The organism is Nocardia sp. IBHARD005 (genome assembly GCF_052814245.1).
The window spans coordinates 5,827,923-5,843,597 of sequence record NZ_CP199935.1 but is presented as its reverse complement, the minus strand read 5'-3'; the positions used below and the strand labels follow the sequence as shown (position 1 = coordinate 5,843,597).

Here is a 15,675-nt window from a genome sequence, read left to right as displayed (position 1 = left end):
GTCCCGGTGAAACAGGAACCCGCTGAAGGGCCGGAAGGTCTGGTAGGGATCCCGGTCGTTCGCGACCGGGAGGATGTCAAAGCGGTCGTTTACCATGAGCGCTCGACAGCGGACCGCTAGGCGTCCGCTGAGTTTCGGAGGGGAGGACAGCGCATGAGAAGACATCGGTTCGGCGCGACCATGGCAGCTTTGGTGAGTATCGGCATGCTCGTATCCGGTTGCGGCGCGACAACTGTCGCCAGTGACCAGGCGGTGGCGGTTATGGACAACCCATGGGAGGTGGCCGGCGCGGCGTCGTCCACCGGACCCAGCGGGTCGCGTCCCGGTGTGCCGGATACGGACAAGAAGGCCGACAACGGCGACAACGGCAAGATCGACAAGCTCGCCCTCAACGCCATCGCCGACATCGAAGAGTACTGGCAGACCGAGTATTCCAAGACTTTCCGCGGCAACTTCAAGCCCGCCTCGAAGTACATCTCGTGGTCGGCGAAAGCGCCGGAATCGGAGTCGGTGCAGTTCTGCAAGAGCAGCACCTACAAGCTGGTCAACGCCGCCTACTGCCCGCTCGACCACACCATCGGCTGGGACCGCACCGTCCTGCTGCCGCTGCTGGTCGACAAGTACAAGGAGATGTCGGTGGTGATGGTGCTGGCCCACGAATACGGGCACGCCATCCAGTCCAAGGCGGACCTGCTGCGCGGGTTCCTCACCGATGCGCTGGTCAAGGAACAGCAGGCAGACTGCCTGGCCGGTGTGTTCCTTCGCCATGTGGCAGAAGGCAATTCGAAGCACTTCACGCTCAACACCACCGATGGGCTCAACGGCGTGCTCGGCGCGACCGTCGCCGTGCGCGACCGTGACCCCAATGATCCCGACGCCGTGCACGGTTCGGCGTTCGAGCGGGTCACGGCGGTGCAGATGGGTTACACCCAGGGCGCCAAGTCGTGCAAGGACATCAACGAGGACGAGATCGAGAAGCGTCGCGCCGGCCTGCCCGTCACCTTCGAAGAGGATGAACGCGACAAGCAGCTACCGGTGAACAAGGAGACATTGACGACCCTGGCCGCCCAGCTGGGCAAGTCGATGCCGGTGAAGAACGCGCCGAAGTTCGACTACGCAGGCGTCACCCGCAATTGCGCGTCGACGACTACCACCGAGCCGGTCTCCTACTGCCCGGGCTCGAACACCATCGGCACCGACATTCCCGCCATGGCCAAGCGCGCCGGCGAGGGTGCGAGCACGAAAGAGGAGCCGCTGTCGGCGGTCGTTACCGGCGACTACAACGCCGCCGCGGTGTTCGTGTCCCGCTATGCCCTCGCGGTGCAGCAGGATCGCAAGCTGTCACTGTCGGGTGCCGATTCCGCGGGCCTGCGCACCGCGTGCCTGACGGGCGTGCTCACCACGAAACTCAGTGAGCCGAGCAGTGATCCGCGGCTGTCGGCCGGTGACCTCGACGAGGCGGTGTCCGGCCTGCTCGCCGACGGCCTCGCGGCCGCCGATGTCAACGGCAAGGTGGTGCCGAGCGGGTATCAGCGCCTCGAGGCGTTCCGCACCGGCGTGCTCAGCGGCGAACAGGCCTGCCTGAACCAGTTCAAATAGCTCAGCGAGAAGCGGGCAGTGACCGCAGGGAGCTGAGGGTGTTCGCCACCGCGCGGGCAGCCTCGGCTCCCTTTGTCACGAAGTGGTTGGTGTAGTAGTCCACGTGCTCGCTGTGCTCGTGGAAGTGGTGCGGGGTGAGTACCACCGAGAACACCGGCACATCGGTGTCGAGCTGCACGCGCATCAGGCCGTCGATCACCGCGGAGGCGACGAAGTCGTGGCGGTAGATGCCGCCGTCGACGACCAGGGCCGCGGCGACGATCGCCTCGTAGCGACCGGTGCGGGCCAGGCGCTGGGCATGCAGCGGGATCTCGAAGGCGCCCGGAACGTCGAACACCTCGACGACCTCGGGGTCGAACCCGAAGCCGGTGTATTCGGCGAGGAAGCCCTCGTGCGCCTTGTTGACGATGGAGCTGTGCCAGCTCGCGCGGATGAAGGCAACGGCGCCGGAAGACGTGGTCATGAGTAGTGAGTCTACTAGGTCACCCGCACGAGAACTTACTGTCCGGTAACATGGGTCGACAGCCAGTCGGTGACATCGTCGAGCACCCGCGCGCGCTCGGGTTCGTTGAACACCTCGTGGTAGAGCCCCTGGTAGCGCAGCACCGTCACATCGGTCGAGCCCGCGTCGCGTTCGAGCAGATCGGCGCTCGACGGCGACGCGATCGTGTCGGCGGTGCCGTGCAACACCAGCAGCGGCGCGGTGAGCGCGCCGAGGCGCCGTTTCACCAGCGCGGTGTGTTGCAGGATCTCCACCGCGGAGCGCGCGGGCAGCTTGCCGCGGAAGACCAGCGGGTCGTCGTCATAGGCGCGCACCACCTCGGGATCGCGGCTGATCGTGGACGAATCCAGGGTCAGTACCCCGAGATTCGGCGCGAACCGGGTGAGTACGGGCGCGGCGAGGCGCTGGATCGGGTTGCCGAGCGGGATGTCCAGCGGCGGCGCGGACACGATGACGCCCGCTACGTCGACCGGCCCGCGGGTAGCCAGGTGCAGGACAACCAGGCTGCCCATCGAATGCCCGAGCAGGAATCGAGGGACACCGGGATGGGCGACGCCCGCGAGATCGAGCAGCGTCGCGACATTGTCGGCGGCGCCCTGCATCGAACCGATATTGGCCGCCGGACCCTCGGACCGACCGTGGCCGAGGTGGTCGAGCGCGTAAACCGCGAAGCCCGCGTCGGCCAGGGCCGCGCCGACGTGTTCGTAGCGACCCGAGTGTTCGGCGACGCCGTGCACCAGCACCACCACCGCGCGCAATGCCGTCTCGGGTTGCCATGCGCGCCAAGCGATCTTGCCGCCGTGGCCCGCGAACTCGCCGGTGTCGGTCGTCATCGTGGCGCTCCTCCTGCTTCGGGCGCCGCGGCGAGCCGCTCGATGAGACGCCGGTTGAACTCGATCAGCCGAGCGTAGTTGAGTCGCGAGATCCGCTCGTCGGTTCCGTGGATCCGTTCCAGATCCGCCGAGGTCAACACGATCGGCGCGAAGTTGCAGCGGGTCGCGGCCAAGCCGTCGTAGTGGCGTGCATCGGTGGCGCCGGGCACGATCCCGGTGGTGGTGACGATCCCGGGCACCACACTCGAGGCCAGCTCGGCGACCATGTCGAACGCCGGGCCCGGCTCGGTGAACCGGGAGGGCTCCGACGCCGGTCCGACGAGGTCGATCGCCACGCCGATATCACGAATCACCCGGGTGCAGTGCGCCAGCACCGCGGCCACCGAATCACCGGGCAGGATACGGAAATTCACGAGTGCCTCGGCACTCTGGGGGAGCACGTTGGCCTTCACGCCGCCGCTGATCACCGTGGGCGCGGTGGTGGTGCGGACGAGGGCCTCGGTGGTCGGGCCGGCCGCCATGATCCGGGCCAGGAGCGGCCCGGCCAGTTTGGCCAGCCCGCGCGAGTCGGCGAGCTCGAGCAGTCTGCGTCGTGGTTCGGGCAGCGACTCCCGCATGCGGGCGAGCATGTCGCTGATCACCGGAGTCAGCCGCAGCGGCATCGGATTATCCTGCACTCGCGCGACCGCGCGTGCCAGCCGCCCCACCGCGGTCTGCTTGCCGGGCATCGAGGAGTGACCGCCGGTCCCGGTGACCGAAAGCCGGACCGTCGCATAGCCTTTCTCGCCGACCATGATGCTGGCCACCGGCCGGTCGACCCCGTCGGCGACGCCTTCGGTGATCACCCCGCCCTCGTCGAGCAGCAGCTCCGCGCGGACCCCTTGGTCGCGCAGGTGCTCGGCAATCCGGACCGCGCCGCCGTCGCCGAAGACCTCTTCGTCGTGACCGAAGGCCAGGAACATGGTGTGGCGCGGGCGAATTCCGGCTGCCACTGCCGATTCGACCGCTTCCAGGACGGCGAGCATGCGGCTCTTGTCGTCGATCGCGCCACGGCCCCAGATGAATTCGTCGTCGACGACGCCGGCGAACGGGGGATGGGTCCAGCGTTGAGCGTCGTCGACCGGAACCACGTCCTGGTGGGCGAGCAGGATCGCCGACACCGCGCCCGGCTCGGCGCCGTCCCAGCGGTAGAGCCTGCTGTGGCCGAAGCTCGTCAACGCCAGCTCGGCGTGCACGAGCGGGAACGAGGTCTCGAGGTGGGTGGCCAGGCGCGCGAACTCCGCGTCGGCGGTGTGCGCGGGATCCTCCGTCGACACCGTCGTGCACTGCAACGCGACGGCGAGCCGGCGTGCGACCTCGTCGTCGACGCCCTCGGTGACGGGGGACGTGGCGGGGTTCTCGGTGATCGGGCGCATCTCTGTCATTGTGGCCCGTGGCGGGGTCCTTCGCCCACCGAAGGCGCCCGAAACGCCGGGATCGTGGCGCGGTGTGATGCGGTCAGACGCACCGGCGGCGCGCCATCTAAGCTGGCCTCATGGCAGGAGGCAAGGGCGGCAAGCCGTCGAAGGAAGCCAGGGCCGCGGCTAAAGCGGCCCGTAAGCAGGCATCACGCGAGCGTCGTCAGCAGTTGTGGCAGGCGTTCAACATGCAGCGCAAGGAAGACAAGGCGCTGCTGCCGCTGATGATCGGCGCACTGGTCGGCACCACGGTGGTTTTCTTCCTCATCGGGCTGATCTTCGACATGCAGTGGTTCCTGCTGCCGCTGGGTCTGCTGCTGGGTGTGCTGCTGGCATTCATCCTGTTCGGGCGCCGCGTACAGAAGAACGTGTACCGCAAGGCCGAGGGGCAGGCGGGCGCCGCGGCGTGGGTACTGGATAACCTGCAGGGCAAGTGGCGGGTCGCCAACGGCGTCGCCGCGACCACCCAGCTCGACGCTGTGCACCGCGTCATCGGCCTGCCCGGGGTGATCTTCGTCGCCGAGGGTTCCCCGCAGCGGGTCCGCTCGCTCATCGCGCAGGAGAAGAAGCGCACCGCCCGCCTGGTCGGTGACACCCCCATCTACGAAGTGATCGTCGGCAACGAGGAAGGCCAGACTCCGCTCAAGGAGCTGCAGAAATACCTCACCAAGCTGCCGCGCAACATCGACGTCAAGCGGATCGACCAGATCGAGGGCAGGCTCACGGCCCTGAGTTCGCGCAGCGGTCCCGCGATGCCGAAGGGCCCGATGCCCCCCGGCGCGAAGATGAAAGGCATGCAGCGCGCGATCCGTCGCCGCTGACCTACTCCCGTCACGAGCCCGTCACCTGACCAGGTGACGGGCTCGTGACGTTTGCCCAGCGGCTCAGCGGGCGTTGACCAGCGCCGTCCCGGTGGCCTGGTCGTGCATGCCGCGTCCGTCGGCATCGGTGAACAGCGCGGGCACGATGAATACCAGCAGTACCTGCCTGGCCAGCGCGCGCACGAACCCGACCGCCACCGGTGCGTCGATGCGCACCACCCGCAGCTTCATGAAGTACTGGCCAGGGGTGAACCCGAACAGCGTCACCGCGGCCACGCCGACCACGAACCACACCAGCAGCGGCACCGACGACGACACGAAGCTGCGGGTGATCACCGCCGCGATGCCGACCGCGATGAACCAGTCGAGGAACAGCGCGACGACGCGGCGCCAGGTGGGGGCAAGTGAGCCTGCCCCTTCGCGAGGCAACCCGTACAGCTCACCGGGGTAGCCGGAGATGTCCGGATCGCCGGGTTCGCCCGGGGATCCGGAGAGCCATGTGCCGGTAATACGCGCCATGGCTCCCAGGATAGTGGCGCGCGATCGGTCGCCCACGACCGCATTAATGGAGGTCACGTCAGCGCGTGATCGTGCGGATGGCAGGATTAGCGTGAAGGTCGCGCCCGGATGGCTGACAACACTCAGGCATCCGGTTCGCGTAACACTGGCGAAACACAGCCTTGACTGTTGGGAAACACCGCGTCCTTAGCGTCAGGTCGCGACGAACCCCTTCGTAGCGCCTGCTCGTAGGTCGCTCGAAAGGGCCAGCATCGCGACTGGCTGGGAACCGATTCGTAAGGAGAGCAAGTGACGTTCAGCACGGCCGAAGAGGTCATCCAGTACATCAAGGAAGAGGACATCGAATACGTCGATATCCGCTTCTCCGACCTGCCCGGCGTCCAGCAGCACTTCTCGATCCCGGCCAAGGCGTTCACCGCCGACCTGGCCGAAGAGGGTCTGGCGTTCGACGGTTCCTCGGTGCGTGGCTTCCAGTCGATCGACGAGTCGGACATGCTCCTGCTCCCCGACTTCAGCACCGCCCGGGTCGACCCGTTCCGTGCCGCGAAGACGCTCAACCTGAACTTCTTCGTGCACGACCCGTTCACCCGTGAGGCGTACTCCCGCGACCCGCGCAACATCGCGCGCAAGGCGGAGGAGTACCTGCGTTCGACCGGTATCGCCGACACCGCGTTCTTCGGTGCCGAGGCCGAGTTCTACATCTTCGACGGCGTCCGCTACGGCTCCAGCATGAACGGCGCGTTCTACGAGCTCGAGTCGATTTCCGGCTCGTGGAACACCGGCAAGGAGTTCAACCCGGACGGCAGCCGCAACCTCGGCTACAAGGTCCGCAACAAGGGTGGCTACTTCCCCGTCGCCCCGTACGACCACTACGTCGACCTGCGCGACAAGATCTCGACCAACCTGCAGAACGCGGGCTTCGAGCTCGAGCGCGGCCACCACGAGGTCGGCACCGCCGGTCAGGCCGAGATCAACTACAAGTTCGGCACGCTGCTGTCCGCGGCTGACGACCTGCAGCTGTTCAAGTACATCGTGAAGAACACCGCGTGGCAGGAAGGCAAGTCTGTCACCTTCATGCCCAAGCCCCTCTTCGGCGACAACGGCTCGGGCATGCACGTGCACCAGTCGCTGTGGAAGGACGGCAAGCCGCTGTTCCACGACGAGGCCGGTTACGGTGGCCTCTCGGATCTGGCGCGTCACTACATCGGCGGCATCCTGCACCACGCCCCGTCGCTGCTGGCGTTCACCAACCCGACCGTGAACTCGTACCACCGTCTGGTGCCGGGCTACGAGGCCCCCATCAACCTGGTGTACTCGCAGCGCAACCGCTCGGCTGCCGTGCGTATCCCGGTCACCGGCAACAACCCGAAGGCCAAGCGCATCGAGTTCCGCGCGCCTGACTCCTCGGGTAACCCGTACCTGGCCTTCGCCGCCATGATGATGGCGGGCCTGGACGGCATCAAGAACAAGATCGAGCCGCTGGCCCCCGTCGACAAGGACCTCTACGAGCTCCCGCCGGAGGAGGCCAAGAACATCCCCCAGGCCCCCACCAGCCTGGCCACGGTCATCGATCGCCTCGAGTCGGACCACGACTACCTCACCGAGGGCAACGTCTTCACGCCTGACCTCATCGAGACCTGGATCAGCCTCAAGCGCGAGAACGAGATCGCCCCGGTCAACCTGCGTCCGCACCCGTACGAGTTCGAGCTCTACTACGACGTCTAAGTCGTACATAGGCTCTGACCTGCGGAGTACGCAGTAGCACTACCGAAACGCCCACCCACCAATAGGCGGGTTCACGCGGTCGTCGCAACACTCTCGATGGAGAGGTTGCGGCGACCGTGTCGTTTTCCGAGGATGTGGAGTGTTTCCTGGACGGTGTGTGTCCGAAGCGATCGAATGCCGAGTTCCTGGCGACACGCCGAGGCCGCCGGCTGAGCTGGTCGCTCAGGTCGGCTGTGGCTGCCAACCGGGACCCCGGAACAGGAAGCCGAGCTTGTCCGAGAATTTCGCCGCGTTCTTGACGTCCTGCCAGATCGCGACCATCTCGCGGGCGTTGATCTTGGCGATGTTGTAGGTGTTGACGTTCTTGGTGAGGCCGTAGATCGCCCGCTCGCCCTCCGGCTCGAAGGAGCCGAAGATGCGGTCCCAGATGATGAGCACGCCACCGTAGTTGCGGTCGAGGTATTCGGTGTTGGAGCCGTGGTGCACGCGGTGGTGGCTCGGCGTGTTGAACACGAATTCGATAGGCGCCCAAAGTTTGCCGATGACCTCGGTGTGGATGCCGAACTGGTACAGCAGGTTGATCGCGTAGGCGGCGGCGATGATCTTGCCATCGATTCCCGACAGTGCCAGAGGTGCAAGGAACGGCAGGGACGTGACAACCAGCCAGGGTGTCCGTAGTGCCGTGGTGAGGTTGAAGCTCTCGCTCGAGTGGTGCACGACGTGGACCGACCAGAACATCCGGATTTCGTGGTGCGCGCGGTGAAACCAGTAGTAGGCAAAGTCGACCCCGATCAGTGCGACGGCCCACGCAACCCAACCCTCGAGGTGCCACGGCACCAGCGAAGAAACAGACGCGAAGATCGCGAGTTCCGCCAGCGCCCAGGGAATGTTGAGGAGTTGGTACCCCAGACCGGCGGCGATGGAGGTAGCTGAGTCACGGTAGTCGTACGGCTTGCCGTGACGCTCGAGATACACGACCTCCGCCGCAACGGCGACGATGAAGACCGGAATTGCCAGCCAGATCAGCATGGTCGAAACATCCATGCCGGACATCGCATGCCCAAGTCGGGGAATGACGATGACTACGGCAGCCGTGCCGAGTCCCGCGAGGAGCACTCCGCAAGCCACGATGAACCTGGTCCGGCCGCGGGCCCGGAACTTCTCCCGCCACGCCTCGTCGGTCGATTTCATGCCACGCATAGGTAAACCATCGTCCGGAGCGGCGCTCCACACCAGGAACCCAAGGTGTGGCTAACCGCCACCTTCGCCAGCCGGACCGAATCAGCGGGGTTGGACCGTACGAGCGTTCGGCCGGGAGGGGGCCTTCTGGCGGTCGCGGTCAAGCGACCACCACGATGGCGTCGTAGCTCGATCCCACCGAACCTACGCTGGACTGGATCCCGACCTCGGCGCGCCGGCTCGGTGAAGGCAATCGAGGGGTGTCGGGGCGGGCGTTTCGTTGTGTCTACGAGGCGGCTGGTCGGAGCCTCACGTGGGTCGCGGCATGGTTTCGGTCAACGCTGTGCGGGCGTCGGCCAGATGGTGAGCGAGGTCGCCGCCTTCGTGGAGCCAGACGCGGTAGGCGGAGAAGAAGCACGCCATGCCGATTTTCGCCCACAGGGCTGGGCGCACGTCGCTGTCGACGGCGACGCCGAGCCTGCGGGCCAGGTGGTGTTCGATGAGCTGTTCCACGGCAGCCTGTTTGGCCAGGTCGCGGGCCTGCAATGCCGGCGTGCCGGTGATCAGGGCGTCGCGGGTGCGTGCCTGGGAGAGTTGTTCGCCGCCGAATCTGCTGATCAGGGGGGTGATGACGACGGCGAGGGTGGTTTCGGGGTGTTCGCCCTCGGGGCGTTCGGCGAGGAGGCGGGCCAGGTCGGCGCGCAGTTCGTCGTCTTCGGGGAAGACCAGCTCTTCCTTGCTGCTGAAGTAGCGGTGCAGGGTGCGGGTGCCGACTTCCGCGGCCGCCGCGATCTCGGCGACCGTGACGCCGTCGAAGCCTCGTTCGGCGAACAGGCCGAACGCGGTGTCCACGATGGACTGCCTGGTCCGTTCCCGTTTGAGATCCCGCAGCGACATCGAAACAGTGTCGCATGACGCTCCGATATGGCAGACTGTGCCATATGGCATCAAGTGACAGAATGATGGTGGTCACCGGCGGGACGAGCGGGCTCGGCTACGAATGCGCCAGGAACCTCGCGCGCGACCCGCGCACCAAGGTGGTGATCACCGGTCGCGACGGGACTCGAACTCGGGAACTCGCCGCGACGATCGGCGCTCACGGCATGGCACTCGACCTGTCCTCGCGACAGTCGGTCGGCGCGTTCGTCGCCGAACTCGTCGCCGCCGACCTCCCACCCCTGTCCGGCCTGGTGTGCAACGCGGGCGTGCAGTTCACTCGTCGGACCCTCACCGCGGATGGCGTCGAGGCGACATTCGCCACCAACCACCTCGGTCATCTCGGCCTCATCCTCGACCTGCTCGACCACTTCACCGCACCCGCGCGAATCGTCCTGGTGTCCTCGGGAACTCATGATCCCGACCAGTTCACCGGGATGCCGCACCCGCTGCACGCCACCGCGCACGAACTGGCCTACCCGCCGCCGCCGACCGAATCCGCTCAGCGCGACGCCCGCCGCCGCTACACCACCTCGAAGTTGGCGAACCTGCAGACCGCCTACCACCTCGCCCGCGAGCTGGCCCCACGCGACATCACCGTGAACGCGTTCGACCCCGGCCTGATGCCTGGAACCGGATTGGCCAGGGACGCAAGCACTTTCCAGCAGTTGGCCTGGAAGACGATTGCCCGCGCCCTTGTCGTGTTCCCCGGTGTTCGCACGCCGCGCGGGTCCGGCGCGGATCTCGCTTGGCTGGTCGCAGCACCGGACCGCGAGGGAACCACAGGTCAATATCTCGTGCGCCGCACACCGGTCCGATCCTCTGTGGCGTCGTATGACGAGCCGGTGCAGCAGGCCCTGTACCGAGACAGCGTGGAGTTGCTCGCCGAGTTGGATGCTCGTCGCTGATCGGCGACACGCCCCGGATAATCGGGGCTGGACGGCGAGGCGGGGACCGGCAATAGTCCGGGGGTGCGATTGGGTGTGGTGGTGGCCGGTGTGGCGTTGGTACTCGGGATGGTCGCCCCGGCGACGGCGGAGCCGGTGAATCCGGCGTACACGTGGACGCAGGAGTACCTGACCGCGCCCGACGGGACTCGGCTGCACGCTGATGTCCTTCGGCCGCCGGGTCTCGCGGCCGACGCGCGGACTCCGGTGCTGCTCACGGCCAGTCCGTACCGGGCGCATCTGGCGTACCTGTCCCAGCCTCGGCCCGGTGGTGGACCCTCGACCGACAACTTGCCGGTCGAGTGGGCGCTGCGGGCCGGATACACGTATGTGATCGTCGACCTGCGTGGGTTCGGTGGGTCCAACGGGTGCCCGGATTTCGGTGGCCCGGGGGAGCGGTCGGATGTGGCGGCGGCGGTGGAATGGGCCGCGAGCAGGCCCTGGTCGACGGGGCGGGTCGGGGTGGTCGGGACGTCCTATGAGGGGTGGACCGGGATGATGGCGCTGGCCGCGAAGCCGAAGGGGCTGGCGGCGGTGGCGGCGTTCGAGCCGGTCGTCGATCCGTACTCGTACCTCTACATGCAGGGCACGGCGTGGAAATTCGGTGGAAAACCGTTGACCGAGGACGGGATTCGCCCCGCCGACACCGCGGGTGCGGAACACCTGGCCATCGCCTCGACCCCCGGCCACCCCGGCGATGGCGACGAGTACAAAGCCAACGCGGTCCAGATGACCCAGGACTGCGCCGCCCGCTACCTCGCCCTCACCACCGACCACAACGGCGCCGCCCCGGACTGGCGCGAGCGCGACATGGTCGAGGCCGTCCGTGGCAACACCACCCCGATGTTCCTCGGTCAGAGCTTCCTCGACTCCAACACCCGAGCCGACCGCATCATCGAGGCCTGGGAAGCCAGAGGCCCCGGCGAACATCGCGCCTGGTTCGGCCAATGGGGCCACTCGGACTGCCGCGAAAAGTGCGGCACACCCCACTTCGCCTCGGAGCTGTTCGCATTCCTGGACAAACATGTGGCGGGCGCCGATGTCGAGGTGCCGGGTCCGCCGGTGACCGTCGGCCAGTTCGACGGCGGTTGGCGCGGTGAAACCGTGTGGCCGCCTACGGATTCCCGGCGCGCATCCGTCGCCTTGCGTACCGGTACCTACCACGATCGTGGTCTGTTGCCCGGTGCGGACCGGGAAATCTGGTCGATCTCGGCACCGGTCACCGAGCCCGTGCACCTAGCAGGCCGGAGCACTGCCGCGCTGACCCTGTCCGGCCCGCCCGAAGCGACTGTCGCACTGGAGCTTTATGACATCGCCCCCGACGGGCGCGCGACAGTCATCACCCGTGGTATCGCCCCGGTGCGCCCCGAGTCCGAGATCCGGCTGCTCTGGCAGGACGCCCGTCTGGGCGCCGGCCACCGACTCGGCGTCCGGATCACCAACGCGGTCGACGACGTGTGGTCGCACACGCCGACGAACGCAGCCGTCACCGTCACCTCGGCCCGCCTTGACCTGCCCCTACTCACCACCCCGCGGGCACTCGACCTGCCCGGCGGTGTCCCCATCTGGCATGCCCGGTGGCGAACCGAGGAGACCATCACGCTCCAGCCGGAGATGGTGAACGACCCCGCGATTCGTATCGAACTCGTGGCACCGACCGGGTGAGCGTGGTCGGTCGATCTGCCCGCCGGCGCGGCAAAGTCTGCGCGGGATACGGTCGATCGAGCGCCGGTCAGCTGGGCTAGCGGCTGCTCGTCGGGATGTCCGCTGCGTATTGCGTTGCAGCGGAGATCCCTTCGCCGCGCAGGACACGCGCGACCAGATCGGGATGGGTCAGCTGCGGGTAATGCCCGGTGCCGGAGATGGTGGTGACAGGCCGATCGGTCGGCTCGATCAGCGGATCGTCCGAACCGACGATGATGTCGACCGGAACCGTGACCCTGGCCAGCTCGGCGGCGAGTTCGTCTCGCGAGGCACCGGCGGCCCGCAACGCCGCGAAGGTGCGCTGGGCAACGCCGGGCCGTCGCAGATTCGCCACGGCGGAGGTGACGGTCGGCCCTTCTGGAATGCCGAGTCGCGCAGCCAATGTCGCCGCGGGCATCCGTTTGACGACCTCAGCGGCGAGGTGCGAACCCGTGAGCCGGGAGGCGGGCTGCTGCAGGAACGCGGGTGCGATGAGCACGAGCCGCGACACCCGATCGGGATGGCGCAGCGCGAATTCGATGGCAGGCCAGGCGCCGAACGAATGCCCGACGATGACCGGTCGAGTCCGTACCGGCGCCATCAGTTCCGCCATCCAGTCACCGGTCGACTGTGAAGAGGCCGCCGAACGACCGAGCCCGGGGAGGTCGGCCGCCAGTGTCGGCGCGTCCAATTCCCGCACCACCTCGGCCCACGAATCACTGTCGACCGGAATGCCGTGCAGCAGAACATAGTCCGGATCAACTTGCTCGCCGACCATCCAGGTACCACCCCGGAAACCGGATTTCGGGGTGGGCGCGACAGTCCCGTTGCGACTGGCCACGATCCCGTCGGCGTAGGTGCGCAGCAGTTCGCTGACCGGCGGATGGCCGATGCCGAGCCGCCGCGCGACGATATCGCTGTCGCTGGTGTCGTAACGGTCGCTGCTGATGAAGGACAGCGCTTCGGGATCGGCATGGGTCACCGCGCGGGGAAGTCGACGGACCAGCGCGGTCGGCATCGTGAAGCGCGGCCCGGCGACATGCAGGTGATCGGCGACGAGCCGAATCAGTTCGGGCAGGGCGGGAGTCGAGGCATCCAGCAGCGGATAGGACTTGCCGGCCGTATCGGGTTGGGTGGGCAGCCCGGCGATGAACCGGGCGACGTAGTCGAGATCGACGACCGGAACAAAGGTATCGGCGGAGCCCGGCAGTGCGGGCAATCGACCCTGCCAGAGGTTGTCGATGATGTCGGAGAGACCGAAATACTGGCCGGGTCCGAGCACCCCGGCGGGATTCGCCATGGTCAGCGGGATGCCACGGTCGGCGGCGATGCGCCGCAGCAGAAGATCGGCCTCGATTTTCGACGCCTCGTACGCGCCATTGCCGTAGTCCTGTTCGCCCGCTTCCTCGACGGCGCGATAGCCGCTGATGTGCACGACGCGCCGCAGCTCCGGTTGCCGTGCGGCCCATTCCAGCACGTGCACTGCTCCATCGAGATTGACCCGACGCGCCACCTCCGCGTCCAGCCCGAACTTCATCAACGCGGCCGTGTTGTACACATCACGCACCCCGTCGATGGTGTCGCCCAGGGCGAGATCCGGTTCGCCGATGTCGGTGGTGGTGATGGTCAACCCGGCGGTGTCGACACCCTGGCCGTCGAGCCAGTTCCGCAGTCGATCCTGGCTGCCCGCACGCAGCGCGGCGGTGACGGTATGCCCGGTTCGCAGTAGTTCGGCGACCAGCGAGCGGCCGATGAATCCGGCGGCGCCGAAAACGATGGAGTCGGTGTGTGTCATATGCCCTACTTTCAGTAGACCGATTTACATATTTTCAAGGTATGGGTTGGGGCGGGGATGGGCAGCGGCTCAGACCAGCACGTCGATGGTGTCGGCGAGGTGTCGGAGCGGTTGGCGCGAGCGGTGGGTGCGAGCCAGCACCAGCCCACCTTCGATCAGGGCGAGCGCGACCATGGTGATCCGCTCGGGTTCGGGATGGCCGAAGCCGATCAGACGTTCCCGGATCGCCTCTTCCCAGAGTCGATAGGTCGCCGAACAGGCCTGCTGCACAGCACTATTGGTCGACGCTGTATCCAAGGCGACAGTCGCCACCGGACATCCGATGGTCCAGTCCGACGCTTCCAGCTGATCGCCGAGCAGGTTCACCATCTTTCGCGCGAAATCCCGCGCGTCCGTCGCCTCGATCGTGCGGATGATCGCCGCGATATCGGTACCGCTCTCGGCGAGCGCCGCGGCCACCAATTCGTCCTTGCCGCCGGGGAAGTGGAAGTACAGCGATCCGCGCGGCGCCCCGCTTTCCTGCACGATCTGATTGAGCCCGGCGCCGAAATATCCATGCGACTCGATCAGCGACCGCGTCGCCCTGATCAACTTGCACCGCGTTTCGGCTCCCTTTGTGCCCACCAGCTCAAACTAGACCGGTCTACATAGTTTCGCAACCACCGACCGGGCGAGGTCGCGGATTCGGTTACCGATGATGTGCTGCCAGAAGCTCGGCCGCGTCCCCGCACAGTCGGTCGATCACGGTGGCGGCAGGCTCGATATGGGTCACCAGACCCACGCCCTGGCCCGCATCCACGGGCGCGAGCCTGGGATCGTCGACCGCGATCGCCGCGCGCAGACGTTCGGGGTCGGGTAGGTCGTCGGCATCGGGCCGCGACCACGGGTCAGTGAACTCGTTGCGCAGAACCCGCGCCGGATAAATCGGTGGCCAGGGCAGATCGAGTGCCTCGTCGAAAGCAGTGGTGACGGTGGTGCTGCTGGAATCCGCGGCGAGCATCGCCAGGCGGGCGGATTCGGGCAGCAATGATTCCTCGGCGGCGGCCAGACAGGTCCCGAGCCAAGCTCCCGCCGCGCCCGCCGCGAGTACGGCCGCGAGCGTGCGCCCGGAGCCGATACCGCCGGCGGCCAGGACCGGGACGGTCGCGATGTCGAGGACGGCATCGAGCAGCGGCAGCAAGGCCAGCCGGTCGGCCCCGTGCCCGCCGCCTTCGCTGCCACGCGCGACGAGAACGTCGATACCCGCGTCCTGGGCGCGATGGGCACCGGGCGCGTCGTACACCTGGGTGACGGCGAGGATGCCCGCCGCCTGCACCTGCGGCACCCAGGAGAAATCGGTGCCGAAACTGACCGAGATGATCCGTGGACCCGCGGCGATCGCGGCGTCGAGGAGCCCGGTTTCGCGGGCGCGGACCCAGTCGACGAGCCCGATCCCGTCCGGCGCGCCGGCGACAGCCAGCTCGCGGCGCAAGGCCGCCACCGACCCCGCGCTACCCATCCCGATCATCCCGAGCCCGCCCGCCGCGCTCACCGCCGCGGCGAGCTGTCCACCGGCCGCGCCGCCCATCGGCGCGTTCACCACCGGCACTCGCAGTCCCAGCGATCGTGACCACTGGGTCGACAGTGTCTGCTCCGGCATCGGTACACCCTTTCGCCACGGCTTTGACACTCACCATCAT

The 15,675-nt window shown here is 67.2% G+C and carries 14 protein-coding genes; 5 read left to right on the top strand and 9 right to left on the bottom strand.

Annotation, left to right across the window (positions count from 1 at the left end):
• The first annotated feature begins 153 nt into the window (after positions 1 to 153).
• Entirely contained in the window at positions 154 to 1,599 is a 1,446-nt protein-coding gene (locus tag ACTWPB_RS27380) for a metallopeptidase (RefSeq protein WP_446223367.1), read from the top strand.
• A 1-nt stretch (position 1,600) separates the two neighbouring features.
• On the opposite strand, the gene ACTWPB_RS27375 is transcribed toward ACTWPB_RS27380, so the two are convergent.
• The 3 genes from ACTWPB_RS27375 to ACTWPB_RS27365 are packed head-to-tail and all read right to left on the bottom strand — an operon-like array spanning position 1,601 to position 4,349.
• The gene (locus ACTWPB_RS27375) at positions 1,601 to 2,062 is read right to left on the bottom strand and encodes a 6,7-dimethyl-8-ribityllumazine synthase (RefSeq protein ID WP_378919316.1); all 462 of its coding nucleotides are present in this window, start codon (positions 2,060 to 2,062) and stop codon (positions 1,601 to 1,603) included.
• A 35-nt stretch (positions 2,063 to 2,097) separates the two neighbouring features.
• Positions 2,098 to 2,934 carry an alpha/beta hydrolase gene (locus tag ACTWPB_RS27370; protein ID WP_446223366.1) on the bottom strand — a complete coding sequence of 279 codons (837 nt, stop codon included), beginning with the start codon at positions 2,932 to 2,934 and terminating at the stop codon, positions 2,098 to 2,100.
• Positions 2,931 to 4,349, bottom strand: coding sequence for a M20/M25/M40 family metallo-hydrolase (locus ACTWPB_RS27365; protein WP_446223365.1), 1,419 nt, complete (start codon positions 4,347 to 4,349; stop codon positions 2,931 to 2,933). Before ACTWPB_RS27365 ends, ACTWPB_RS27370 begins: the two co-directional genes overlap by 4 nt.
• A gap of 119 nt (positions 4,350 to 4,468) precedes the next feature.
• On the opposite strand from ACTWPB_RS27365, the gene ACTWPB_RS27360 reads away from it, so the two are divergent.
• Positions 4,469 to 5,212 carry a DUF4191 domain-containing protein gene (locus tag ACTWPB_RS27360; RefSeq protein ID WP_446223364.1) on the top strand — a complete coding sequence of 248 codons (744 nt, stop codon included), beginning with the start codon at positions 4,469 to 4,471 and terminating at the stop codon, positions 5,210 to 5,212.
• A gap of 63 nt (positions 5,213 to 5,275) precedes the next feature.
• Here ACTWPB_RS27360 and ACTWPB_RS27355 read toward each other — a convergent pair whose 3' ends face one another.
• Positions 5,276 to 5,731 carry an RDD family protein gene (locus ACTWPB_RS27355; protein ID WP_446223363.1) on the bottom strand — a complete coding sequence of 152 codons (456 nt, stop codon included), beginning with the start codon at positions 5,729 to 5,731 and terminating at the stop codon, positions 5,276 to 5,278.
• Positions 5,732 to 6,019: 288 nt separating this feature from the next.
• Between ACTWPB_RS27355 and glnA the strand changes: the two genes are divergently transcribed.
• Positions 6,020 to 7,456 carry a type I glutamate--ammonia ligase gene (gene glnA, locus ACTWPB_RS27350; protein WP_446223362.1) on the top strand — a complete coding sequence of 479 codons (1,437 nt, stop codon included), beginning with the start codon at positions 6,020 to 6,022 and terminating at the stop codon, positions 7,454 to 7,456.
• 222 nt (positions 7,457 to 7,678) lie between these two features.
• Here the strand turns inward: glnA and ACTWPB_RS27345 are convergent, their stop codons facing one another.
• Together ACTWPB_RS27345 and ACTWPB_RS27340 are read right to left on the bottom strand one after the other, a co-directional pair.
• Positions 7,679 to 8,656: a sterol desaturase family protein gene (locus ACTWPB_RS27345; RefSeq protein WP_446223361.1), complete on the bottom strand. Its 978-nt coding sequence runs from the start codon at positions 8,654 to 8,656 to the stop codon at positions 7,679 to 7,681.
• A 288-nt stretch (positions 8,657 to 8,944) separates the two neighbouring features.
• Positions 8,945 to 9,532, bottom strand: a complete 588-nt coding sequence (locus ACTWPB_RS27340; protein WP_446223360.1) for a TetR family transcriptional regulator — start codon at positions 9,530 to 9,532, stop codon at positions 8,945 to 8,947.
• A gap of 44 nt (positions 9,533 to 9,576) precedes the next feature.
• On the opposite strand from ACTWPB_RS27340, the gene ACTWPB_RS27335 reads away from it, so the two are divergent.
• The gene (locus ACTWPB_RS27335) at positions 9,577 to 10,479 is read left to right on the top strand and encodes an SDR family NAD(P)-dependent oxidoreductase (RefSeq protein WP_446223359.1); all 903 of its coding nucleotides are present in this window, start codon (positions 9,577 to 9,579) and stop codon (positions 10,477 to 10,479) included.
• 63 nt (positions 10,480 to 10,542) lie between these two features.
• Positions 10,543 to 12,183: a CocE/NonD family hydrolase gene (locus ACTWPB_RS27330; RefSeq protein WP_446223358.1), complete on the top strand. Its 1,641-nt coding sequence runs from the start codon at positions 10,543 to 10,545 to the stop codon at positions 12,181 to 12,183.
• 76 nt (positions 12,184 to 12,259) lie between these two features.
• On the opposite strand, the gene ACTWPB_RS27325 is transcribed toward ACTWPB_RS27330, so the two are convergent.
• From ACTWPB_RS27325 to ACTWPB_RS27315, 3 genes are all read right to left on the bottom strand, one after another.
• On the bottom strand, positions 12,260 to 13,996 hold the full coding sequence (locus ACTWPB_RS27325) for an alpha/beta fold hydrolase (protein ID WP_446223357.1): 1,737 nt from the start codon (positions 13,994 to 13,996) through the stop codon (positions 12,260 to 12,262).
• Positions 13,997 to 14,065: 69 nt separating this feature from the next.
• Positions 14,066 to 14,620 carry a TetR/AcrR family transcriptional regulator gene (locus tag ACTWPB_RS27320; RefSeq protein WP_446223356.1) on the bottom strand — a complete coding sequence of 185 codons (555 nt, stop codon included), beginning with the start codon at positions 14,618 to 14,620 and terminating at the stop codon, positions 14,066 to 14,068.
• Between the two features lie 64 nt (positions 14,621 to 14,684).
• Complete coding sequence (locus ACTWPB_RS27315; protein ID WP_446223355.1) at positions 14,685 to 15,635, bottom strand: NAD(P)H-dependent flavin oxidoreductase; 951 nt, start codon at positions 15,633 to 15,635, stop codon at positions 14,685 to 14,687.
• Positions 15,636 to 15,675 lie beyond the last annotated feature (40 nt).

Coding starts and splice junctions, on each gene's coding strand:
- ACTWPB_RS27380 (WP_446223367.1), top strand. CDS start 154: ATGAGAAGACATCGGTTCGGCGCGACCATGGCAGCTTTGGTGAGTATC.
- ACTWPB_RS27345 (WP_446223361.1), bottom strand. CDS start 8,656: ATGCGTGGCATGAAATCGACCGACGAGGCGTGGCGGGAGAAGTTCCGG.
- ACTWPB_RS27355 (WP_446223363.1), bottom strand. CDS start 5,731: ATGGCGCGTATTACCGGCACATGGCTCTCCGGATCCCCGGGCGAACCC.
- ACTWPB_RS27370 (WP_446223366.1), bottom strand. CDS start 2,934: ATGACGACCGACACCGGCGAGTTCGCGGGCCACGGCGGCAAGATCGCT.
- ACTWPB_RS27360 (WP_446223364.1), top strand. CDS start 4,469: ATGGCAGGAGGCAAGGGCGGCAAGCCGTCGAAGGAAGCCAGGGCCGCG.
- ACTWPB_RS27335 (WP_446223359.1), top strand. CDS start 9,577: ATGGCATCAAGTGACAGAATGATGGTGGTCACCGGCGGGACGAGCGGG.
- ACTWPB_RS27340 (WP_446223360.1), bottom strand. CDS start 9,532: ATGTCGCTGCGGGATCTCAAACGGGAACGGACCAGGCAGTCCATCGTG.
- ACTWPB_RS27325 (WP_446223357.1), bottom strand. CDS start 13,996: ATGACACACACCGACTCCATCGTTTTCGGCGCCGCCGGATTCATCGGC.
- ACTWPB_RS27375 (WP_378919316.1), bottom strand. CDS start 2,062: ATGACCACGTCTTCCGGCGCCGTTGCCTTCATCCGCGCGAGCTGGCAC.
- ACTWPB_RS27315 (WP_446223355.1), bottom strand. CDS start 15,635: ATGCCGGAGCAGACACTGTCGACCCAGTGGTCACGATCGCTGGGACTG.
- ACTWPB_RS27365 (WP_446223365.1), bottom strand. CDS start 4,349: ATGCGCCCGATCACCGAGAACCCCGCCACGTCCCCCGTCACCGAGGGC.